At 68.0% G+C, this 20,901-nt stretch carries 21 protein-coding genes; 10 read left to right on the forward strand and 11 right to left on the reverse strand.

Translation table 11 applies throughout. From position 1 onward, the window contains the following. Positions 1-25 precede the first annotated feature (25 nt). The 4 genes from RWQ91_RS05145 to dnaA all read right to left on the reverse strand — a co-directional run bounded on the left by RWQ91_RS05145 (position 26) and on the right by dnaA (position 4,690). Entirely contained in the window at positions 26-526 is a 501-nt protein-coding gene (locus RWQ91_RS05145) for a DciA family protein (RefSeq protein ID WP_314503183.1), read from the reverse strand. Next, positions 513-1,688: a DNA replication/repair protein RecF gene (gene recF / locus RWQ91_RS05150; RefSeq protein ID WP_314503185.1), complete on the reverse strand. Its 1,176-nt coding sequence runs from the start codon at positions 1,686-1,688 to the stop codon at positions 513-515. The genes RWQ91_RS05145 and recF overlap by 14 nt, the downstream gene beginning before the upstream one ends. A gap of 39 nt (positions 1,689-1,727) precedes the next feature. Beyond that, positions 1,728-2,879 carry a DNA polymerase III subunit beta gene (gene dnaN / locus RWQ91_RS05155; protein ID WP_314503186.1) on the reverse strand — a complete coding sequence of 384 codons (1,152 nt, stop codon included), beginning with the start codon at positions 2,877-2,879 and terminating at the stop codon, positions 1,728-1,730. A gap of 383 nt (positions 2,880-3,262) precedes the next feature. Further along, on the reverse strand, positions 3,263-4,690 hold the full coding sequence (dnaA, locus tag RWQ91_RS05160) for a chromosomal replication initiator protein DnaA (RefSeq protein ID WP_314503188.1): 1,428 nt from the start codon (positions 4,688-4,690) through the stop codon (positions 3,263-3,265). Positions 4,691-4,998: 308 nt separating this feature from the next. On the opposite strand from dnaA, the gene rpmH reads away from it, so the two are divergent. From rpmH to rsmG, 6 genes are read left to right on the forward strand one after another with little or no spacing between them, the layout of a single operon-like run. Continuing rightward, positions 4,999-5,136: a 50S ribosomal protein L34 gene (gene rpmH, locus RWQ91_RS05165; protein ID WP_314503190.1), complete on the forward strand. Its 138-nt coding sequence runs from the start codon at positions 4,999-5,001 to the stop codon at positions 5,134-5,136. A gap of 10 nt (positions 5,137-5,146) precedes the next feature. Then, on the forward strand, positions 5,147-5,482 hold the full coding sequence (gene rnpA / locus RWQ91_RS05170; RefSeq protein ID WP_314503192.1) for a ribonuclease P protein component: 336 nt from the start codon (positions 5,147-5,149) through the stop codon (positions 5,480-5,482). A gap of 17 nt (positions 5,483-5,499) precedes the next feature. Further along, the gene (yidD, locus tag RWQ91_RS05175; protein WP_314504327.1) at positions 5,500-5,841 is read left to right on the forward strand and encodes a membrane protein insertion efficiency factor YidD; all 342 of its coding nucleotides are present in this window, start codon (positions 5,500-5,502) and stop codon (positions 5,839-5,841) included. Between the two features lie 3 nt (positions 5,842-5,844). Next, positions 5,845-6,936, forward strand: coding sequence for a membrane protein insertase YidC (yidC, locus tag RWQ91_RS05180; protein ID WP_314503194.1), 1,092 nt, complete (start codon positions 5,845-5,847; stop codon positions 6,934-6,936). A 36-nt stretch (positions 6,937-6,972) separates the two neighbouring features. After that, a complete protein-coding gene (locus RWQ91_RS05185; protein ID WP_314503196.1) occupies positions 6,973-7,491 on the forward strand; it encodes a R3H domain-containing nucleic acid-binding protein in 519 nt (172 codons plus the stop codon). 39 nt (positions 7,492-7,530) lie between these two features. Continuing rightward, positions 7,531-8,154 carry a 16S rRNA (guanine(527)-N(7))-methyltransferase RsmG gene (gene rsmG / locus RWQ91_RS05190; RefSeq protein ID WP_314503197.1) on the forward strand — a complete coding sequence of 208 codons (624 nt, stop codon included), beginning with the start codon at positions 7,531-7,533 and terminating at the stop codon, positions 8,152-8,154. Positions 8,155-8,250: 96 nt separating this feature from the next. Here rsmG and RWQ91_RS05195 read toward each other — a convergent pair whose 3' ends face one another. Next, positions 8,251-8,541, reverse strand: coding sequence for a GIY-YIG nuclease family protein (locus RWQ91_RS05195; protein ID WP_314503199.1), 291 nt, complete (start codon positions 8,539-8,541; stop codon positions 8,251-8,253). Between the two features lie 1,093 nt (positions 8,542-9,634). Between RWQ91_RS05195 and RWQ91_RS05200 the strand changes: the two genes are divergently transcribed. Together RWQ91_RS05200 and RWQ91_RS05205 are read left to right on the forward strand one after the other, a co-directional pair. After that, entirely contained in the window at positions 9,635-10,624 is a 990-nt protein-coding gene (locus RWQ91_RS05200) for an AAA family ATPase (RefSeq protein ID WP_399546061.1), read from the forward strand. Then, the gene (locus RWQ91_RS05205) at positions 10,624-11,568 is read left to right on the forward strand and encodes a ParB/RepB/Spo0J family partition protein (protein ID WP_314503203.1); all 945 of its coding nucleotides are present in this window, start codon (positions 10,624-10,626) and stop codon (positions 11,566-11,568) included. The genes RWQ91_RS05200 and RWQ91_RS05205 overlap by 1 nt, the downstream gene beginning before the upstream one ends. Here the strand turns inward: RWQ91_RS05205 and RWQ91_RS05210 are convergent. Next, complete coding sequence (locus tag RWQ91_RS05210; protein WP_314503206.1) at positions 11,553-12,824, reverse strand: RNA polymerase sigma factor; 1,272 nt, start codon at positions 12,822-12,824, stop codon at positions 11,553-11,555. The two genes, RWQ91_RS05205 and RWQ91_RS05210, sit on opposite strands and share 16 nt — an antisense overlap. 59 nt (positions 12,825-12,883) lie before the next feature. Between RWQ91_RS05210 and RWQ91_RS05215 the strand changes: the two genes are divergently transcribed. Beyond that, entirely contained in the window at positions 12,884-13,231 is a 348-nt protein-coding gene (locus tag RWQ91_RS05215; protein ID WP_314503208.1) for a tryptophan synthase subunit alpha, read from the forward strand. 2 nt (positions 13,232-13,233) lie between these two features. Here the strand turns inward: RWQ91_RS05215 and RWQ91_RS05220 are convergent, their stop codons facing one another. The 5 genes from RWQ91_RS05220 to RWQ91_RS05240 all read right to left on the reverse strand — a co-directional run bounded on the left by RWQ91_RS05220 (position 13,234) and on the right by RWQ91_RS05240 (position 19,185). Beyond that, entirely contained in the window at positions 13,234-13,653 is a 420-nt protein-coding gene (locus RWQ91_RS05220) for a YciI family protein (RefSeq protein WP_314503210.1), read from the reverse strand. 195 nt (positions 13,654-13,848) lie between these two features. Then, positions 13,849-14,202: a thioredoxin gene (trxA, locus tag RWQ91_RS05225; protein ID WP_399546063.1), complete on the reverse strand. Its 354-nt coding sequence runs from the start codon at positions 14,200-14,202 to the stop codon at positions 13,849-13,851. Positions 14,203-14,252: 50 nt separating this feature from the next. Continuing rightward, positions 14,253-15,275, reverse strand: coding sequence for a thioredoxin-disulfide reductase (gene trxB, locus RWQ91_RS05230; RefSeq protein WP_314503213.1), 1,023 nt, complete (start codon positions 15,273-15,275; stop codon positions 14,253-14,255). Between the two features lie 83 nt (positions 15,276-15,358). After that, positions 15,359-16,954, reverse strand: a complete 1,596-nt coding sequence (gene murJ / locus RWQ91_RS05235) for a murein biosynthesis integral membrane protein MurJ (protein ID WP_314503215.1) — start codon at positions 16,952-16,954, stop codon at positions 15,359-15,361. After that, positions 16,951-19,185: a DUF6049 family protein gene (locus RWQ91_RS05240; RefSeq protein WP_314503217.1), complete on the reverse strand. Its 2,235-nt coding sequence runs from the start codon at positions 19,183-19,185 to the stop codon at positions 16,951-16,953. The genes murJ and RWQ91_RS05240 overlap by 4 nt, the downstream gene beginning before the upstream one ends. A gap of 160 nt (positions 19,186-19,345) precedes the next feature. On the opposite strand from RWQ91_RS05240, the gene RWQ91_RS05245 reads away from it, so the two are divergent. Beyond that, complete coding sequence (locus RWQ91_RS05245; protein WP_314503220.1) at positions 19,346-20,881, forward strand: methyltransferase; 1,536 nt, start codon at positions 19,346-19,348, stop codon at positions 20,879-20,881. The last annotated feature ends 20 nt before the right edge of the window (positions 20,882-20,901 follow it).

The raw sequence follows: 20,901 nt of genomic DNA on the forward strand, positions 1-20,901 counted from the left end.
CGCAAAGGATAGGAGCCGAGGTATCTCAGCCGTAGGTATCGCGCGGACCACGCCCTGGAGTCGTTCTGGGACCCCATTTCCAGGAGGGGACGTCCGGCCCGATGAAGCGGATGCCGTCCACCCCCGCTTCGGGGAACCGGCGGACGATCTCGGAGAGGATCTGCGAGCGCATCAGCTGGAGCTGTTTCGCCCAGGCGGTCGAGTCGGCTTGGACCGTGAGCGTGCCTTCCGTGAAGGCCACCGGGTGCGTGTGCTGCGCGGTGTTCTCCCCGGCGACTTCGGCCCATGTGCGGACCACATCCTCCCGCGCGAGCTGCGAGTCCCAACCCGCGCTGCGGGTGAGGTCGGAGAGGACATCCGCGACTCCCTTCGGGTCGCGACCGGGAGTGAACGGGGCGTTCTCGTCGTCCGGACCCCGCCGACGGCGCTTCCGGTAGGTCCGCGCCGACGGCTCCAGCCCGCGCAGCCTCAGGTACGTGGCGACCGTCTCGGGCACGGGCTCCTCGTGGGACTCAGGTTCCGGCATCCGTCGCCCCCGCGTCGCTCTCCGGAACGATCCGCCCGGCGTCCACGCGCACGACGTGCGCGCGCAGCCCGGCGGGCACGTCCTCCTCGACGGCGGCCGTGACGATCGCCTGTTCGTAGGCGACCGTCAGGCCGGCCAGCCGGCTGCGCCGATCCGCATCGAGCTCGGCGAAGACATCGTCCAGGATCAGGACCGGGTCTCCCAGGCGGGACTCTGCGCGGAGAAGCTCGGCTGACGCGAGCCGCAGCGAGAGGGCGATCGACCAGGACTCGCCATGAGACGCGTATCCCTTGACCGGGAGGCCGCGGACCCTCAGCACGAGGTCGTCTCGATGCGGGCCGACCAGCGTGAGACCCCGGTCGAGCTCCGCGGCACGCCGCAGAGCCAGCGCGTGGCGGAACTGCTCCGCGATGGTCCCGGTCGATCCGTCGGCCACCGCATCCGCCCCGTCCTCAGGGTCGGCACCGCGAACGGACAGCGCCCAGTCGAGCTGCGGCCGGTGATCGGCACCGGCGATCGCGGAATATGCCGAGGCGACCGGGGTCGTCAGATCGGCGGCCAGCCGAAGGCGCGCGTCGATGAGCTCAGTGCCGAGGGCGACGAGCTTGTCGTCCCACACATCCAGGGTCGAGAGCTGCTCACCACGGATGCCGCGGGCCTTCGCCGACTTGAGCAGAGCGGTGCGCTGTTTGAGGACTCGTTCGTAGTCCGAGATGATTCCCGCGAACCGCGGCGCCCGCTGTACGAGGAGCTGATCCATGAATCGGCGCCGCGCGGAGGGATCACCGCGCACGATCTGCAGATCTTCGGGAGCGAACAGGACGACGTTCGCATAGCGCGGCAGCTCGCCCGTCTTGACTGCCGCTCCGTTGACCCGTGCCTTGTTCGCTCCCTGGCGATTCAGCTGCACTTCCAGCAGCACGGCACGCTCGCCGTGGACCAGCCGGGCGCGGATGATGGCGGCATCCGCCCCGTCGCGCACCATCGGAGCGTCGGTGGACACCCGGTGCGAGCCCAGCGTCGCGAGGTACGCGATCGCTTCGGCCAGATTCGTCTTGCCTTGACCATTGCGGCCGACCAAGACGTTCGGCCCGCCGACCAGACTCACGTCGGCCACCGCGTAATTGCGGAAGTCCACGAGACTCAGGTGCTCAACGATCACTGTGCCACCCTACGGCGGACCGCCCCCGCGGCTACCGCCTCAACGCAGCAGGAGGTTGGGCTGCAGGAGGTACTTGAAAGACTCGGCGTTGCCCTTGTCGACCGAGGTCTGGGGCGTGATCAGCACCGGGCTGAGCTTGTTGGCGTTGTCGCTCGAGGTGAAGGTGATCCGGACGAACTCGCTCTTGACCGCGCTGAGGGACTCGAGCAGATACTGAGGGTTCAGTCCCAGTGTCACATCGTCGCCGACCAGGTTCGAGTCGACCGACTCCGTCGCCCGCGCCTGCTCGGTGCCCGACGCGTCCATCGACACACTGTCGGTCGTGAAGGTGAACCGCAGCGGCGCCGAACGGTCCAGCACGAGCGACACGCGCCGCACCGCTTCCTGCAGCTCGGCGGTGTTCAGCACCGCGTGGTGCTCGGTCTGCTCGGGGAACAGCCGGCGGACCGGCGGGAAGTTGCCCTTGATCAGCAGCGAGGTCACCGTCTTGTTGCCGGCTGTGAAGGCGATGATCTCGCGGTCACCCGAGCCCGAGAAGGCGATGGAGATGTCGCCGCCGTGGGCGAAGGTCTTGCCGACCTCGGTCAGGGTACGAGCAGGAACGAGCGCCGTCGTCGGCTCGTCGGAGGCGGAGCGGCCGCCGTCCCACGGGATCTCGCGGAGCGCGACGCGGTACCGGTCTGTGGCCACGAGGCTGAGCGTGGTTCCGGACACTTCGAGCTGCACGCCGGTCAGAACGGGCGTCACGTCATCGCGGGACGCCGCGAAGGCCACCTGTGCGATCGCCGTCGCGAAATCCTCCGCCGGCACGAGACCGGTGTCCCCCGACACCTCCGGGATGGCGGGGTATTCCTGCACCGGCATGGAAGCCAGGGTGAACCGCGCCGAACCACAGGTCAGGACGATGCCGCCATCGTCGTCGACCTCGACCTGGATCGGCGCATTGGGAAGACGGCTCGCGATCTCGGAGAGGAGGCGGCCGTGCACGAGGATCGTGCCGGGATCGTCGACCGTCGCCTCGATCGTCGTGCGGGCAGATGCCTCGTAGTCGAACGCGGCGAGCGAGAGACCGGCTTCGGAGGCCTCGATCAGCACGCCGGCAAGGATCGGCTGCGGGTTGCGCTGCGGAAGGAGCTTGACGACGAACGACACGGCCTCGCTGAACACATCGCGATTGACGTGGAACTTCACTGGTGCTCCCTCGACATCCTGTTGGGCTCTCCCATGCTAGTGCCCTGGATGCCGGGGCCTTCAAGAAGGCCGCCGGGCGACGCGCTCGTCGTCAAGGTGATCGACCTGGTTCTCATTAACTCTTTCTCTGTCATCTTCTTAACGCCTGTGGGAACTGTGGATAACTCCCGCGATCGTTGCGGAGACAGCGGAACTACAACCGTGTGAGTTGTGGAACGGCTGAGGAGCGTGGCGTGGCGCGCCCACGCGGTCGCTCGTGCTCGGCATCCGTCATCCACAGGACGTCGGCCCAGAACGACCGAGTTTCCTCAGGCAGACGAAGTTATCCACAGGTTTTCCACAATGTGAAGAACCGGGTGATCAGGGTCGAGGTGTGCCTCGCGTCAGCGCGAGTTGCGGCCGAGCTGCGCAGTGATCTCAGATACCTGGTTGTAGATGGACCGGCGCTCCTTCATGAGGTCGCTGATCTTCTTGTAGGCGTACATCACCGTCGTGTGGTCGCGATTGCCGAAGAGCTGACCGATCTTGGGCAACGACAGACTCGTGCGCTCGCGGCACAGGTACATCGCGATCTGACGGGCGGTCGCGACCGCCTGCGAGCGGCTCGAGCCGTAGAGGTCGTCGACCGTGAGCTTGAAGTAGGCAGCGGTCGCGGTGATGATGTCGGTCGGCGAGATGACGTTGGCGTCGTCCTGGTCGACGATGTCGCGCAGCACCGTCTGTGCGAGGGACATGTCGAGCGTCGAGCGGTTGAGGCTGGCGAAGGCCGAGACTCGTATCAGTGCGCCCTCGAGTTCGCGGATGTTCGAGGAGACCACGGTCGCGATGTACTCGAGAACTTCGTCTGGAATGTGCAGACGCTCGCTCTGCGCCTTCTTGCGCAGGATCGCGATGCGCGTTTCGAGGTCGGGGGCCTGAACATCGGTGATCAGGCCCCACTCGAAGCGGCTGCGCATGCGATCTTCGAAACCGGTGAGGTGTTTGGGCGGCACATCGCTGGTGATCACGACCTGCTTGTCATGATCGTGCAGCGTGTTGAAGGTGTGGAAGAACGCCTCCTGCGTCTCGGCGCGACCCTGCAGGAACTGGATGTCATCGATGAGCAGGATGTCCACGTCGCGGTAGCGCGCCTGGAAGGCCGAACCGCGGTTGTTGGCGATCGAGTTGATGAAGTCGTTCGTGAACTCTTCACTCGAGACGTAGCGGACGCGGATGCCCGCGTAGAGGCTGAGTGCGTAATCGCCGATCGCATGCAGGAGGTGCGTTTTGCCCAGGCCCGAGTCGCCGTAGATGAACAGGGGGTTGTAGGCCTTGGCCGGCGCCTCGGCAACCGCCACCGCGGCCGCATGAGCGAACCGGTTGGACTGGCCGATGACGAAGTTGTCGAACGTGTACTTCGGGTTCAGACGCGTATCGCTGCGGGAAGCGGCGGATGTGGCATCGATCGTCTCCTCCATCGGCGGGCGTGGGGAGGCGGAGGCCGCACTCGACTGAACGGCGATCGGAGCCGTCAGCCTGCTGTCGGCAAGCTCCGGGTTCACGACGACGCGGAACGCCGTTGCGGAAGGATCATGGTGCTGCTCCTGATCCACACGCGTGAGCGCCTCCATGATGGGCGTGCGCATCCGCTTGTTGATCTGCGCCGCGGTCAGATCGTTCGGTACATCCAGATACAGCGTTCCGCCCATGACACCCTGGGGAACCGCGAGACTCAGGAACCCCTGCAATTGAGGCGTCACGCGGTCATCGCGCGCCAGCTCGTCGAGCACCGCCGACCAGACGGGAACATCTGGTATCTCGTGCGATGACATGGCCCCCCCGGCAGAATTGACGCAGCACAGGGCTTTCGACGGAGATCGTCACGTCGAGCCTGTGGATAACTGCCCGAGCCACGCTAGTCAGCGGGCGCCACGGGAGCAAACTCCACTGTAGAACCGCACCGCGTGTCATTGCCAGGAGTCTGGGAATCTCTCGCCATAATGCTCTGGCGACGGTGCCCGGTTTGAGTTCTCGGCCCGGGGAACGTAACCTTAGTCGGTTGACTTATGCCTTGACGGCAGTCCCGTTCCCACGTCCCCGGTCTGAGCGTTCCGGAGACACCTGATCCGGAAGTGATCTCATGACCAAGCGCACGTACCAGCCCAACAACCGCCGCCGCGCCAAGAAGCACGGCTTCCGTGCCCGCATGCGCACCCGCGCCGGCCGCGGCATCCTCTCCGCTCGTCGCGCCAAGGGGCGCACCGAGCTCTCCGCCTGACCCCGCAGCAGTGCTCGCGAGGCCGAACCGACTCACCCGCGGAGCGGATTACAAGGCCGTCGTCCGCCGGGGTCGCCGGTGCGCGGGCGCGCACACGGTGACCTACACGTCATCGTCCGGTGAAGACCGCGCTGCGCGCTTCGGCTTCATCGTGAACAAGCAGGTCGGCTCCGCTGTCGTACGCAACACCGTTCGCCGCCGTCTGAAGGCCGTGTGCGCCGAGGCTCTTCCCTCCGTGCCGGCCGGATCCGATGTCGTGATCCGCGTCCTGCCGAACGGGGCGGAGGCAGGCTATGCCGAGCTTCGCACCGAGGTCGTCCGCTGTCTCAGCCGGAGGAAGCCGTGAGTTCCGCCACCCTGCCGATGGCCTCGGTCGGTGAGGGACACTTCGAATCCGCCTCGGCAGTTCGCTCGATTCCGCTCCTGCCCCGCAATACCGTGTTGAGCTTGCTCCATGGTTACCGTGCGACCATCTCCCATGCGTATGGGGATGTCTGCAAGTACTACCCCTCGTGTTCGGCCTACGCGGTCGGAGCGGTGCAGCAGCACGGCGCCCTCAAGGGCGCTGCGCTCGCGGCGGCTCGGATCGCGCGGTGCCACCCCTGGGCAGAGGGCGGCGTCGATGACGTTCCTCTGCACAAGAACTTCCGGTACGAGCTCACCCCGCGGGGCTTCGTCGTACCTGTCCCCCTCAGAAAGGACTGATCCGTGCCGGATCTGATCGGAATCATCCTCTGGCCGCTCAAATGGGCGGTCGAGCTCGTGCTGGTGTCGTGGCACTGGCTGTTCACCGCGATGGGTCTGCCCGCCGCGGCCGGCATCACGTGGGTCCTCGCGATCGTCGGCCTTGTCCTGGTGGTCCGCTCCGCGCTCATTCCGCTCTTCGTCAAGCAGATCAAGAGCCAGCGCAAGATGATGGAAATTGCCCCTGAACTGCGGAAAATCCAAGAGAAGTACAAGGGCAAGAAGGATCAGCTCTCGCGTGAGGCGATGAGTCGCGAGACGATGGCGATGTACAAGAAGCACGGGACGAACCCGGCATCTTCCTGTCTGCCGCTGCTCGTCCAGATGCCGGTGTTCTTCGCGCTCTTCAGCGTGCTGAACGGTGTGCAGACCATCAAGACCGACCCGAACCACACGGGTGTGGGTGCGCTGAACAACGAGCTCATGACCGAGTTCTACAACGCGAAGCTGTTCGGTGTGGCGTCGCTGCACGACACTCTCGTCGGCGCCTGGGAAGCCCAGGCCGCCGGTTGGCAGGTGACGGTCGGCATCCTCCTGGTGCTCGTCGTCCTGATGATCGTCTCTCAGTTCTTCACTCAGCTGCAGATCATCTCGAAGAACCTCTCTCCCGAGGCCAAGACCGGCCAGGCGTACCAGATGCAGAAGATCATGCTCTACGTCCTGCCCTTCGCCTTCGTCTTCTCCGGTGTGTTCTTCCCGCTCGGCGTGGTCATCTACTGGTTCACGAGCAACGTCTGGACCATGGTTCAGCAGTTCCTGGTCATCCGGAACATGCCGACCCCCGGGTCTGAAGCGGCGAAGATGCGCGAAGAGCGCCTCGCCCGTAAAGGCAAGGCCATCGACTCCTCCGGCAAGATCATCCCGATCGAGAAGTACGAGGCAGAGCAGCAGCGTCTCTATGAAGAGGCCGAGCGCGCCCGCGCCGCGGCCCCCAAGCGGCAGCAGCCGGTGGGCAAGCAGCGTGCCAAGAAGCAGGGCCAGAAGCCCGGCGACGGCGGTGCCAAGTCGAGCGGCTCGGCTGATCCCGCCGCCGGTGCCGCCGGCGCGGCATCCTGATTCGTTCGCCTTTCATCCCATTCAGTCGAGGAACCGATGACTACACCTGACCTGTCCCCCGTCGAGGCCGCTCCGGCGGAGCGCGCGACGGCCACCGTCGAGCAGCTCGAGCAGGAGGGCGACATCGCCGCGGACTTCCTCGAGGAGCTCATGGACATCGCCGACATCGACGGCGACCTGGCCCTGGACGTGAAGTCCGGGCGCGCTTATGTGTCGCTCGAGTCGGATGAGCCCGGTTCCTTGGCCCTGCTGGCAGACCCCGAGACCGTGCAGGCGCTGCAGGAGCTGACCCGCATCGCTGTGCAGAACCGGACGGGCCGCTTCTCGCGTCTGATCCTCGACATCGGCGGATCACGGGACACCCGCCAGCGTGAGCTGGAGACTCTGGTCGATCGCGCGATCGCTCGGCTCGAGGAGGGCGCGACGCAGGCTTCCCTTCCGGCGATGTCCAGCTACGAACGCAAGCTGGTGCACGACATCGTGGCCGAGCGGGGCTTCACCTCCGAGTCCTATGGTGAGGGCGCGGACAGGCACACCGTCATCAGCCGCGGCTGATGTTTCACGTGAAACGGACTGCTTCGGCGCAGGCTTCCCGTGAGTGACGTCGAGTCCGAGCCGGCGGTCGCTACCCAGATCTTCGGTTCGAGAATCGATCTGGCTCGTCAGTTCACCGACGCACTGGCTCAGCACGGCGAAGAACGGGGACTGATCGGTCCGCTTGAGCCTCCTCGTCTCTGGAGCCGGCACGTTCTGAACAGCGCTGTCGTCGCGCCGTTGTTCTCCGGTCGGGTCGGTGATGTCGGGTCGGGCGCCGGATTGCCGGGTCTGGTGCTCGCGATTGCGCGCCCGGACGTGGAGTGGGTGCTCATCGAGCCGATGGAACGGCGCGTCGCCTGGCTGAGAGAGCAGGTGGGCGAGCTCGGTTTGGACAACGTCGAGATCGTGCGGGCAAGGGCGGAGGACTGGCGGCGGGGACCGACATTGGATGCTGCCACCGCACGCGCCGTCAGTGCGCTGCGTACGCTGATTCCGCTGACGGCGCCGCTCGTCCGCGACGGAGGCGAGTTGATCCTCCTCAAGGGCGCCAGTGCGGCCGGCGAGATCGAGAGCGCGGAGAAGGTGGTGCGGAAATACCGCCTGAGCGATGTGCGCCTCGAGGTGCTCGGTGCGGATCTGCTCGACGAGCCGACGCGCGTGGTGCGAGCGACGGTTCGCTGACTGGTGGTCGAGTAGGGCCGTTAGGCCCGTATCGAGACCCGCTCGCGATCCCCACCCGGATCTCAATACGCTCATAGGCTCGCTGCTCGTTCGCCGTCAGTCGCTGGCTCGTTTCGGTTTGCGACTGAGACCGGGGAGCTTCTCCAGCTCTCCTTTCACGAGCGCAAGCCTCTTTGATCGACTCCACCGCTGCACCTGCTTCTCGCGCAGAAACGCATTCTCGATCCGCGAGTAGTACTCGGAGTAGATGAGGCGCACGGGAAGACGTTTCCGTGTGTATTCCGCACCCTCGCCTTCGAGGTTCTGGGCGAGGCGACGGTCGAGGTCCCAGGTGCTGCCGACGTAGAGTGACCGGTCGCTGCATTCGAGGATGTACATGAAGGGCATGGCCCAACGGTGCCCAAGGCCGCGCCCACGCTTTGGGTTGCCGGGCGCCATGTGGATCGCGGGGCTGTTGGCCCCGGCTGTGCAGGAAGCGCCGCAGGTATGAGCCGGGTCGCGATGCGGGCCGGCCGGCTGTTTCACGTGAAACATCGTCGGTGATCGAGTAGCGAGCTTGCGAGCGTATCGAGATCCCGTTGTCTGCAGGTTCACGCGGGTCTCGATACGGGCCTGGCGGCCCTACTCGACCACCGTGCTGGTGTTTCACGTGAAACATGATCGGTGATCGAGTAGCGAGCTTGCGAGCATATCGAGATCCCGTGGTCCTCAGGTTCACGTGGGTCTCGATATGGGCCTGGCGGCCCTACTCGACCACCGGATAGGTGTTTCACGTGAAACGTCGTGCACCCGGCGTCGGTGATCGAGTAGCGAGCTTGCGAGCGCATCGAGATCCCGTGGTCCGTAGGTTCACGTAGGTCCCGATACGGGCCTGGCGGCCCTACTCGCCCACCGATGAGCTGTTTCACGTGAAACGTCGTGCACCGGGCGTCGGTGATCCAGTAGCGAGCTCGCGAACTTATCGAGATCCGCGCTGCGCAGACGGGCGCCGGGTCTCGATACGGGCCTGGCGGCCCTACTCGACCACCGTGCTGGTGTTTCACGTGAAACGTCGGCACCGGCGTCGGTGATCGAGTAGCGAGCTTGCGAGCGTATCGAGATCCCGTTGTGCGCAGGTCCACGCGGGCCTCGATACGGGCCTGGCGGCCCTAGTCGACCACCGGACGGGTGTTTCACGTGCAACAGCGTGCACCAGCGTCGGCGATCGAGTAGCGAGCTTGCGAGCGTATCGAGATCCGTTGTCCCCCGGTTCACGCAGGTCTCGATACGGGCCTGGCGGCCCTACTCGACCACCGGGTGTTTCACGTGAACATGGTCGGTGATCGAGTAGCGAGCTTGCGAGCGAATCGAGATCCGGTTGTCCGCAGGTTCGCGTAGGTCTCGATACGGGCCTGGCGGTTCTGCTCGACCACCGCGGTGGGGCGTGCCTGCGGCCGCGACTAGAGTGGGAAGCGATGTCCGTCGGTGCGCTACAGGGAGGCTGTTTCACGTGAAACAACCCGAGAACACCGAACCCACGGCGTCCTTTTCGCTCGATGACAGCCCGATCGCCCGCGAACTGGCCGATCTGACGGCCCGTCGCCGCGTCCTCGAGACCGTCGACATCCAGCTGAGCGGCCGGACGCGCGTGATCACGGTTTCGAACCAAAAGGGCGGCGTGGGCAAGACCACGACGACCGTCAACATCGCGGCATCCCTCGCCTCCGTCGGCGCTCGAGTCCTCGTCATCGACCTTGATCCGCAGGGAAACGCGTCTACTGCGCTCGGCGTGCCGCACACGGCGGATATTCCAAGCATCTACGACGTGCTGATCGACGATTTCCCGATCGCCGACATCGTGCAGACCAGTCCCGAGTCGCCGAACCTGCTGTGCGCGCCCAGTACGATCCACCTGGCGGGGGCGGAGATCGAGCTCGTGTCCCAGGTCGCTCGCGAGCATCGCCTGCGCACCGCGCTCGACGAGTACCTCGCACATCTCGATGAGCGTCTCGACTTCGTCATCATCGACTGCCCGCCCTCGCTCGGCCTGCTGACGATCAACGCCTTCGCTGCCGCGAACGAGCTGCTGATCCCCATCCAGTGCGAGTACTACGCCCTCGAAGGCCTCAGCCAGCTGCTGGGCACCGTGCGCATGATCCAGAAGCACCTGAATCCGCGCCTGCGTCTGTCGACGATCCTGCTCACCATGTACGACGGCAGGACCCGCCTCGCCCAGCAGGTCGCCGAAGAGGTGCGCCAGCACTTTCCGCAGGAGGTGCTCAAGACGGTGATTCCGCGCTCCGTGCGCGTCTCCGAGGCGCCGAGCTTCGGTCAGACGGTTATCGCGTACGACGGGCACTCGGCCGGCGCTGTGGCGTATCGCGAGGCAGCCGTGGAGATCATCACCCGCGAAAAAGTGGATGCCGAGGCATCGCACGCAGCGACACAACACGGGAATGCCAGCGCGCCCGCCGAAGAAGGGGGCTCTTGATGGCCAAACGCACCGGCCTGGGACGGGGGATCGGCGCTCTGATCCCCACGAGCGAGACGACGAACTCCGAGGCGCGTCCGGTCGACGTGTTCTTCCCGGGGGCTCCCGCGGAGGAATCCGAGGAATTGATCGAGGTGCCCGGTGCCCGGTTGGCGCAGATCGATCCGCATGCGATCGTGCCCAACCCGCGCCAGCCGCGCACGCACTTCGATGCCGACGACCTGGCCGAGCTCGTCCACAGCGTTCGCGAATTCGGCGTCCTGCAGCCGGTCGTCGTGCGCGATGTCGGCGACGGCACGTATGAGCTCATCATGGGCGAGCGGCGCACGCGGGCGGCGCGCGAAGCCGGCCTCGAGTCGATCCCGGCCGTCATCCGAGACACCGCGGACGAACATCTGCTGCGCGACGCCCTGCTCGAGAACCTCCATCGCTCCGAGCTCAACCCGCTCGAGGAGGCCTCGGCGTATCAGCAGCTGCTCTCGGATTTCGGCATCACGCAGGAGGAGCTCGCGACGCGCATCGGACGCTCCCGCCCGCAGATCAGCAACACGATCCGCCTGCTCAAGCTGCCGCTGCCCGTTCAGCAGCGGGTGGCGGCCGGCGTCCTGACCGCGGGCCACGCACGGGCGATCCTCTCGCTCGAGGACCCGGATGCGATGCAGCGGCTGGCCGACAAGATCGTGAACGAAGACCTCTCGGTCCGGGCGGCGGAAGCGGCGTCGAAAAGTCCGGATGCCGGCCGCCCGCGCACCTCGAAGCCGCAGGCCGGTGCGCGCCGCGCGCACCTCGACGAGGTGGCGGAACGGCTCGGCGACCGCCTGAACACGCGCGTGAAGATCTCGCTCAGTGCACGTAAAGGCCAGATCAGCATAGATTTCGCCAGCATTCAGGACCTCAACCGCATCCTCGATGAGATCGGGGAGTCGGGCTACAGCTCGCTCTGAGCGCTCTCGCGCACCTCGCTCGCCCGGCGTCGCAGCACCGTTGCCTCCGCGCCGTTCCCCGGCAGGTCGGCGGCGGCCAGCAGCGCGTGGGCTGCGGCATCCCCTCGTCCCAGCTGCGCGAGCAGCTCGCCCCGCACGGCGTGCAGCGGGCGGAACTCGTCCAGCTCCGCCGCCAGTTCATCCACCTGCCGCAGCGCCACCTCCGGCCCCTCGACCATCGACACGGCGACTGCACGGTTCAGGCGGACCACCGGCGACGGGCTGAGGCTCTCGAGCGCGTCGTAGAGGCGCACAATGCGCGGCCAGTCGGTGTCACCAGCGGCCGGAGCGAGGGCGTGGCACTGCGCCACCGACGCCTGCAGCCCGTAGTAGCCCAGTCCGCGGTCGAACGAGCGGGCGGTAGCCAAGGCGGCGCTGCCGCGGGAGATCGCGGACCGGTCCCACCGCCGCCGGTCCTGGTCTGCGAGCGTGATCGGCAGCCCCGCGGAGTCGACGCGGGATGCGAACCGCGAGGACTGGAACTCCATCACGGCGATCAGCGCGTACACCTCCGGCTCGCGCGGCATCAGGGCCGCGAGCTGCCTCGCCAGCCGCACCGCCTCCCGCGCGACATCCGGTCTGATCGGATGCTCGCCATCGCCTGCGGCATACCCCTCCGTGAAGAGAAGGTAGATCACCTGCAGCACGCTCGCGAGACGCGCCGGCCGTTCCTCCCGACCGGGCACTTCGAACGGCACATCGGCTTCGGCCAAGGTGCGCTTCGCGCGCACGATCCGCTGCTGCACCGCCGGCACCGTCATCAGGAGCATGCGCGCGATCTGCTCGGTCGTCAGACCGGCAACGGTGCGCAGGGTCAGCGCCAGGCGCGCCTGTGCGCTGAGGACGGGATGACATGCGATGAACACCAGTCGCAGCACGTCGTCATCGATGCGATCGGGGTCGCCGAGCTCCGGCACGGCATCCCACTCCTGGAAGGCCCTCAGATCGTCGGCCATGAGGGATTCGCGTGCCGTGAGCCGCTCACGCCTGCGCCACCCGTCGATCGCCCGGCGCTTGGCCACCGCCAGCAGCCAGGCACCCGGATTGTCGGGGATGCCGGTCCGGGGCCACCCGGACAGTGCTTCGAGCAGCGCGTCCTGGGCCAGATCCTCCGCCCATCCGAAATCACCGGTGTGGCGGGTCAGCGCCGCGACGATGCGCCCCGACTCACCGCGCCACACGGCTTCGACGGCCCTCGTCGAGGTCGTTTCGCTCATGGTGTCAGGGTAGGCGCGCGCAGGGCCCCGGTCATCTGCGAGCCACGTACGCTGGATTCATGGCGATGCACGACGAGGCCCCCCAGCGCCGCGCCAGTCTTGAGCTTCTGAGAGCCGAGGCGGCCGATGAGCTCTCGGTGCTGGTGCACGAGCGCCTGCAGGCGGGCGAGGATCCCTGGGAGTTCATGGAGGACCTGCCGACCGTCGACGAGCTCGTCGTCTTCATCCTCCGCGCCGAGAACATCGCCGCCAATGGCGGTGCGCGGCCCAATGCCGCCCGCCACTACCGCGTGCTGCGCCAGATCGCACTGGACTACCCGCCGCTGACGAAGGCGGTGTGGCGCCTCATCGGCGACGAGAGCCCGCACCGCCGCTGGGACGCGGCGGTGCGGGCGGACGCGGGCTGACGTCACGCCTGAGCGGCGCGCCACTCCTGCTCCTTCTGCAGCCAGTCCGAGGCCCCGGGCACGTCGAAGTCCGCGAGCTCGTTGATCCGTCGCACTTCCAGGTTCGCGCCGGGACCGAGCGGGCACTTGCGAGCCCAGTGCTCCGCCTCCTCGCGGCTCGCCACTTCGAGGATCCAGTAGCCGTTGAAGATCTCGTGCGCTTCGGCATACGGACCGTCTGTGATGACGGGCGGCGTGGACGAGAAGTCGACACGGAACCCCTCACTTGCGTCGGAGAGCCCTTCCGCGGACAGGAAGACGCCGGCCTTGATGAGCTCGTCGTTGTACGCGCCCATCACGGCGAACATCTCGGCCAGGTCCATCTGCTCGGCGGCGCGTGCGGCCGCTTCGGGCTCGACCTGCATGATCAGCATGTAACGCATGGGAACTCCTTCTCGATCGTCGAGCCTCAGCTCGTCAGCGGCTGTCTGCCGACCTCACCCTGTACGTCGAACGACGCGACCACAGATCGACAGTCTGGATGAAGATTTTCGGGATGTCGATGGATGCCGAAACGCGCATACAGCAGAAAACCCCGGTGATATGGGAAATATCACCGGGGTTTCGCGTGCGGGGATCTATGCGAGGTAAGCCGCGAGGTCCTGCTCGATCGCGTACTTCGGCTTCGCGCCGATGATCGTGGTCTCGACCTGACCCTTGTTGAAGACCTTCATCGCGGGGATCGACGTGATCTGGTACTTCATCGCGAGATCGGGGTTCTCGTCGACGTTCAGCTTCAGGACGGTGATCTTGTCGGGGTTGTCCGCCTGGATCTCGTCCAGAACCGGCGCGACCATGCGACAGGGTCCGCACCAGGCGGCCCAGAAGTCCACGAGCACGGGGCCTTCGGCCTGCAGCACGTCCTGCTCCCAGGTCGCGGATGTCGTCGCCTTGGCGGTCATTTCATTTCTCCTTTTGTGGGAAGTCGTTATCGGTCACAACATCGACCGCACCCGGATTGTTCCGGGCGCTCGGGGGACTCTCAGGCGGCAGCCGCTCCGGTTTCGGGCTCATCGGTCGCCGGGTCGGGCGTCTCGGTGGCGACCTCGATGTCCTCGGCGACCTGTGCGTCGCCGGCGGCCTGTTCCAGAGCCGCAAGGAAGTGCTCGGCATCCAGCGAGGCGACCGTTCCACTGCCCGCAGCGGTCACGGCCTGGCGGTAGGTGGGGTCGATCACGTCGCCGGCGGCGAAGACGCCGGCGACCGACGTGCGCGACGAGCGGCCGTCGACCCAGATCGTGCCTTCGGGGGTGAGCTCGAGCTTGCCGTGGACGAGGTGCGTGCGCGGGTCGTTGCCGATCGCGACGAACAGGCCGTCGAGGGGCAGCTCGCGGGTCGATCCGTCGGTCGTGGAGCGCAGCAGCACGCCGGAGACGGCATCCTCGCCCAGGATGTCGACCACCTCGGTGTTCCAGACGAACTCGATCTTCTCGTTCGCGAACGCGCGCTCCTGCATGATTTTCGATGCGCGCAGGGAGTCCTTGCGATGGATGACGTAGACCTTCGACGCGAAGCGCGTGAGGAAGGTGGCCTCCTCCATCGCGGAGTCGCCTCCACCCACGACGGCGATCGTGCGCTCCCGGAAGAAGAAGCCGTCGCACGTCGCGCACCAGGACACGCCGCGGCCCGAGAGGCGCTCTTCGCCGGGGAGGCCGAGCTTGCGGTAGGCGGACCCGGTCGCGAAGATCACCGACGAGCCCTCGTGCACCGCTCCGCTGCCGAGCTTCACCGTCTTGACGGGGCCTTCGAGGTCGAGCTCGACGACGTCGTCGTACAGGATCTCGGCGCCGAAGCGCTCCGCCTGCTTCTGCATCTTGTCCATGAGCTCGGGACCCTGGATGCCGTCCTCTAAGCCCGGGAAGTTCTCGACGTCGGTGGTGTTCATCAGCTCGCCGCCGACCTCGACCGAACTGGCGACCACGAGGGGTTCCAGATTCGCGCGCGCCGCGTAGATCGCCGCCGTAAAGCCTGCCGGACCCGATCCGATGATGATGACCTGACGCACGTGCGCCCCCTCTTTCGTAGCTCCGGATGCTTCAACACATCGTAACCGCGGGGCATTCCGCCCACGTGGCAGGTTGCCGGGAGTCAGCGACCGCCGGGCAGAAGGCGCCGGGCCAGCGCGAGAGCGGGCGTCAGTTCGGGGGCGCGCAGCAGAGCGAGGAATCCGGCGTAGACCACGAGGGACACCGTGCCGATGATCGCCGCGCCCACCGCACCCAGGAGCTTGTCCGACACGGTCCACCCGTCCACTCCGCCGAGGAGCTGAAAGGTGATCCAGCCGGCCGCGGCGGCCGGAATCGCGGCCAGTGCGAACCGCCCGAGCGAGAGCAGCCAGGATCCGACCCGCAACCCCCCGAGCCGGCGCTGCAGCAGCGCGGTGGCGACGATCACCTGGACGATGCTCGCGACCGACTGCCCGAGGGCGATTCCCGCGGCGAGGTACTGGACCGGGAGGGTCGATGCAACCAGCGCTGTGACAACGACGAGCGTGCACTGCAGGAGCGTGAAGAAAAAGGGCGTACGAGTGTCGTTGTAGGCGTAGAACGTGCGCTGAATCACGAAGAGAACCGCCAACGGCACCAGGCTGACGAGGAAGCACAGCAGTACGCCGGCCGCGGCGACTGCCTCGCTGCGGTTGTCGGTGAAGATGCGGGATGCCGGAACCGAGGCGGCGGCGAGGGCCGCCGTGGCGATCACGATGAACACGCCGAGAGTGCGGATGCTGCGCCCGACGTCGCCGCGCACGTCGTCGTCACGGCCCGCCGCGGCGTGCTCGCTGAGCTGGGTGAAGTACGGGGTCCCGATCGACAGGACGATGATCGAGTACGGGAGCATGAACAGCAGCCAGGCGTTCTGCGACACCAGGACGCCGGGATAGTCCTCCGCGGCATCCGAGAGCACGCGTGATTGCACGAGTCCGGCGAGCTGGCCCGCGACGACCATCAGGAACGTCCATCCGGCCAGGCGCCCGAGCTGGTTCAGGCCCACACCGCGCCAGTGGAAGTCCGGCCGGACGTGCAGACCCGTGCGCCGCCAGAAGCTCAGCAGGATCACTGCCTGGACGACGATCCCGAGAGTCGCCGTGCCCGCGAGGAGCGCGATCATCACCGGAGTCCACGCGTCGAGCGCGACGTCGGACCCGAACAGCAGGATGAAGACCAGGAATCCCGCGATCGAGACGACGTTGTTCACGATCGGCGCCCACGTGAACGGGCCGTAGACCCGGCGGGCGTTCAGCGCCTCGCCGACGAGCGCGTACAGACCGTAGAAGAGGATCTGCGGCAGGCACCAGTAGGCGAACGCGGTCGCGAGTGCCTGCTGCTCGGGCGGGAATCCGGGGGCGTACAGCTGGACGAGCCACGGCGCGGCGAGGGTGGCGAGCGCCGTGACGGCCAGCAGCACGACGGTGCCGAGAGTGAAGAGCTTGGAGACGAAGGCGCGGCCGCCGTCGTCGTGGCTCGCGGCCTTGACGATCTGGGGGACGATGACCGCGGTCAGCAGGCCGGTGGAGATGATCGCGTAGATGTTGTTCGGCAGCTGGTTGGCGATCGCGAACGCGTTGCCGGCGCCGGTGGTCGCGCCGACCGCCGACACGAGCACGACCGCGCGGAGGAACCCGGACAGCCGGGAGACGATCGTGCCTGCGCCGATCAGCACGCTCGCCCGGCCGATGCCGCTCACTCGGTGCCCTCGCGATCGTCGGCGGCGTGCGGAGCGGCATCCATGTCGGCCGCGTGCGGAGCGGCATCCACCGAGTCGCCGCCCTCTGAGGCGGCATCCGCGCGCGTCTGGGCCCGCCGTGCTCGGCGCGAGCGCAAGCGCAGCACGGTGCGGATGATGCCGAGCAGGAGGAAGCCGCCGACCAGGACCGACAGCACGACGATGCCGATGCCCTCCCAGTCCGCACGGACGTTGACATCGACCACCTGCGGCGCGCCGATCGGCTCGAGGGTGCGGCTGCGCAGTTGAAGCTGCACCGACACCTCGCCGTTGCCGACGCGAGCCTGGACGGGCACCTGCACGCGCGTGTTGCTCCGCGGTCCGGCGGTGACCTCGTTGGCCTGCGTGACATCCAGCCGCAGGTCGTCGGGGGTCGCGAACAGCACGACGTTGACGGGGTACGGCAGGTCGTTGCGCACCCAGATCGGAATCGGTGCGCCGGCGCTGAAGAGATTGATGGGACTCGGCGGCAGGATGCCGACGCTGTCCAGCGTGGTAGCGGTTCCTGCGCGGTGCAGGTCGACCGAGGCCTGCCAGGCGTCGGGATCGGGCAGCCACGCGAGACCCAGCAGCTGCAGGATCTCGGCGCGCTCAGGACCCGTCAGCAGCGACACGTCATCGAGGATCGTGGCGAATCGACTGAGCTGGGACTCCTCGGAGACAAGAAGGGATGCCGCGCTCACGCGTGCCTCATCGGCAGCGGCATCCGCGATCTCGAGGGTCGTCGGGATCCGGGCGGACACGCCTCCCAGGGTGAGCGGTGTGACGCCCGGCGCCTGGGCGGCCGAGGTGATCGCGGTGCGCAGCGCCACGCGCGACCGGTCCAGTCCGCGGTCGAGGGTCACCACCACCGGCTCTCCGCCGGTTTCGGTCACCGCGAACGAGAGGTACGCCGCTGCGGCGGTCAACGGTGCGCCCCTCAGCGTGGCCTGCTCTTCGACCGATGCGTCGTGCAGCTCGCGGGAGATGTCGCTGTCGTACACGAGCAGCTCCGCGTCTCCGGCGACGGCACGGGCGGGCACGGTGGAGCCGTCCGCGCCCGTTCGCGTCGCGGTGGAGGGGATCAGCGTCAGAGATTCCCGCTCCGCCACCGTCACACCCCCGAGGGTCTGAACGACGGAGGGTGTGGCTGTTCCGGTGCCCGGCCAGTAGACGCCGGCGCGGGCGGCGCCGATGTCGGTCAGCTCGGCGAGGGTGGGATAGACCGGGCCGTCCGGTGCGGCGGTCGGGCTGGGCGAGGGCGCGGGGCTGCTGACCGGGGCGAAGTTCAGCGGGTCCATGTAGGCCTGCAGGGAGAGCGGCCGCAGGGGGCGCGACAGCCCCGCCTGCAGCTGCGCGGCGACATCGGCGTCACCGAACTGCAGGGCGAATCGCGAGTTCGCAAGCGCCTCGAGTCGCGCGAGCCACTCGGTGGCCGTGCTCGGTGCCGCCGTGCCCAGGACGCGGATGGCCGCGGGGATCGCAGGATCGACGGCCAGGATGGCCGCCGTCCCCTCGACCGCGTCGAGCTGGTCGGTGAGCGAGCCCGAGGGCCCGGTGAGCTCGGCGAGCTCGGTCGCGGTCAGCAGTCCATCCGCGGTCTCACCCACCGTGACAGGCACCACGACGCCGATCCCGACCTGGCCCTCGGTCTCGGCAGGAACGATCATGACGCTCGTCGATCGGACAGGGCCCTCGCCCGCGTCATAGACGGCGGAGAGCGGGTAGACGCCGGGCGCGCGACCCGCGAGCACGGGGTCGGCCGGGGCGACGACGATGCCGCTGGTCTCCTCGGTGCCGGAGGCGACCGCGGCGATGGTCGCGGACCCGACGGTGGCCAGAGAGGTGCCGTCGGTGTCGCCGCCGAGCCACCGCCGGAGGGCCGCGCGATCGCGCAGCGCGCTGTCGCCCAGACCGAGGGTGACGGTGATCGGCTGCGTGGGTGTTCCGGTGCCGTTGCGCAGGCTCACCGAGACGGCGAGGCCCTCACCGGGTCGCACGGTGCCGTTCGCGATCGGCGAGAGCGTGAAGGTCGTCTCCCCGGTGAGGACACCGGCCGTAGGGCTCGGGGTCGGCTCCGGCGCCGAGGCCGCACGCGCAGGCAGCGCTGCGAGCGGGGCGCCGACCGCGATCGCGGCGAGCAGGGCGACCGCCGGCACAGCGGCGCCCAGCCGCGCGCGCAGACCGCGGCGGGCAGCTGCTCGTTGAGGCACGGGCGTACCCGATGGCGGGGAGGTGACGGTCATGTGGGATTTCGCTCCTGTGCGATTCATGACCGCACGATCTGCTGCGATTCTACGGTCCGACCCTCCGAGCACCCCGTATCCGCGGTGTGCGGCGTCGCCTCGGCCCGCGGCGGGGTTGAATGGATCCGTGCCGCCCAGACCCGACCTCGCCCCTGAGCCCGCGCTGTGCCGCGCGCTCGCCGCCGACCTCGGCGCGGCGGGCTTCTTCTCCGAGGCGCTGCGCGCGGCATGGGGCGAGACCGCCGACACCGCGACCGCGCGCGGGCTGCGCTCGCCGGCTCTCCGGGCCCTCGGCGAGCGCACCGACGCCCTCGCCGTCCTCGGACGCCTCTTCGTGCTGGGGATGCCGCAGCCCGGTGCCGCGGTCGGCGAGGCGTTGCCGCGCACCGGCGTGGACGGGTTGGGGCGGCTCGGCCTGGCCGCCGTGGACGAGGAGACCGTGACGCCGCAGGCGATCATCCGGCCGCAGTCGTTCACCGACGATCGCGGCTCCGGGCAGTGGTGGATCGCGAGCGACCTCGATGAGGCCGCCCTCGGAGGGGCGCTGCCCGATGACCACGTCCTCGGTGTGGGCGGTGCATCGCTCACTCTCGCCGGCCTGCAGCTTCCGACCCCGGTCGCGCGAGGGCTCGACATCGGCGCGGGGTGCGGCATCCAATCACTGCGGGCGCGCCGCGACGTCGCGGCGGTCGTCGCGACCGATGTGTCGGACCGCGCCCTGGGGTTCACGCAGCTCAACGCACTGCTGAACGGGGTCGACGGCATCGAGGTGCGCCGAGGGTCGCTGTTCGAGCCCGTCGGCGGCGAGCGCTTCGACCGCATCGTGTCCAATCCGCCCTTCGTGATCACACCCCGGGTGAAAGGCGTGCCGGCCTACGAGTACCGCGACGGCGGGCTGCAGGGCGACGACCTGGTGGCCGCGGTCGTCTCGGGAGTCGGCGCGCATCTCGCACCGGGCGGGGTCGCGCAGCTGCTGGGCAACTGGGAGGACCGGGGAGCCCGGAGCGGGCTGGACCGAGTGCGGCAGTGGGTCGCTGCTTCCGATATTCCCCTGGACGCATGGATCGTCGAGCGGGAGCGCCTGGACCCGCTCTCGTACGCGGAGCTGTGGATCCGCGACGGCGGCACGCTGCCCGGATCACCCGAATTCGCGCAGCTGATCGACGCCTGGCTCGAAGACTTCGCCGCGCGCGGCGTGACCGGCATCGGCTTCGGGTACGTGCTGCTGCGCCGCCCCGCGGCGGGGGCGCCGACCCTTGCGCGATATGAGCGCGTGCCCCAGTCGCTGGATCCGGGAACGGCACTGGGCGCCCACTACGCCGACGCGCTCGCTGCGCACGATCGCCTCGCGGCGCTCGACGACGCCGGGCTGGCGGCATCCGTCCTCGTCGTCGGCGCGGACGTCACCGAGGCGCGTCACCACCTGCCCGGCATCGAGTCGCCGAGCGTGATCGAGCTGCGGCAGGGCGGCGGCTTCGCGCGCACCGTGCCCGCCGACCCGGGTCTCGCGGCGCTGGTCGGTGCGTCCGACGGGGACCTGCCGGTGGGCGCGCTGATCGATGCGATCGCCTCGCTGCTGGAGGTCGACCCGGCTGAGCTGCGGGCCGAACTGCTTCCGGCGGTGCGCGAGCTGCTGTTCACCGGATTCCTGCGCTTCGGGTGACCGCTCCCGGCGGAGCGCCG

This window comes from uncultured Microbacterium sp., assembly GCF_963524805.1.
Classification (GTDB): Bacteria; Actinomycetota; Actinomycetes; order Actinomycetales; family Microbacteriaceae; genus Microbacterium.

Coding starts and splice junctions, on each gene's coding strand:
- RWQ91_RS05185 (WP_314503196.1), top strand. CDS start 6,973: ATGACTACACCTGACCTGTCCCCCGTCGAGGCCGCTCCGGCGGAGCGC.
- dnaA (WP_314503188.1), bottom strand. CDS start 4,690: ATGTCATCGCACGAGATACCAGATGTTCCCGTCTGGTCGGCGGTGCTC.
- RWQ91_RS05220 (WP_314503210.1), bottom strand. CDS start 13,653: ATGCGTTACATGCTGATCATGCAGGTCGAGCCCGAAGCGGCCGCACGC.
- yidD (WP_314504327.1), top strand. CDS start 5,500: ATGGCCTCGGTCGGTGAGGGACACTTCGAATCCGCCTCGGCAGTTCGC.
- RWQ91_RS05215 (WP_314503208.1), top strand. CDS start 12,884: ATGGCGATGCACGACGAGGCCCCCCAGCGCCGCGCCAGTCTTGAGCTT.
- RWQ91_RS05210 (WP_314503206.1), bottom strand. CDS start 12,824: ATGAGCGAAACGACCTCGACGAGGGCCGTCGAAGCCGTGTGGCGCGGT.
- rpmH (WP_314503190.1), top strand. CDS start 4,999: ATGACCAAGCGCACGTACCAGCCCAACAACCGCCGCCGCGCCAAGAAG.
- RWQ91_RS05195 (WP_314503199.1), bottom strand. CDS start 8,541: ATGCCCTTCATGTACATCCTCGAATGCAGCGACCGGTCACTCTACGTC.
- RWQ91_RS05145 (WP_314503183.1), bottom strand. CDS start 526: ATGCCGGAACCTGAGTCCCACGAGGAGCCCGTGCCCGAGACGGTCGCC.
- RWQ91_RS05205 (WP_314503203.1), top strand. CDS start 10,624: ATGGCCAAACGCACCGGCCTGGGACGGGGGATCGGCGCTCTGATCCCC.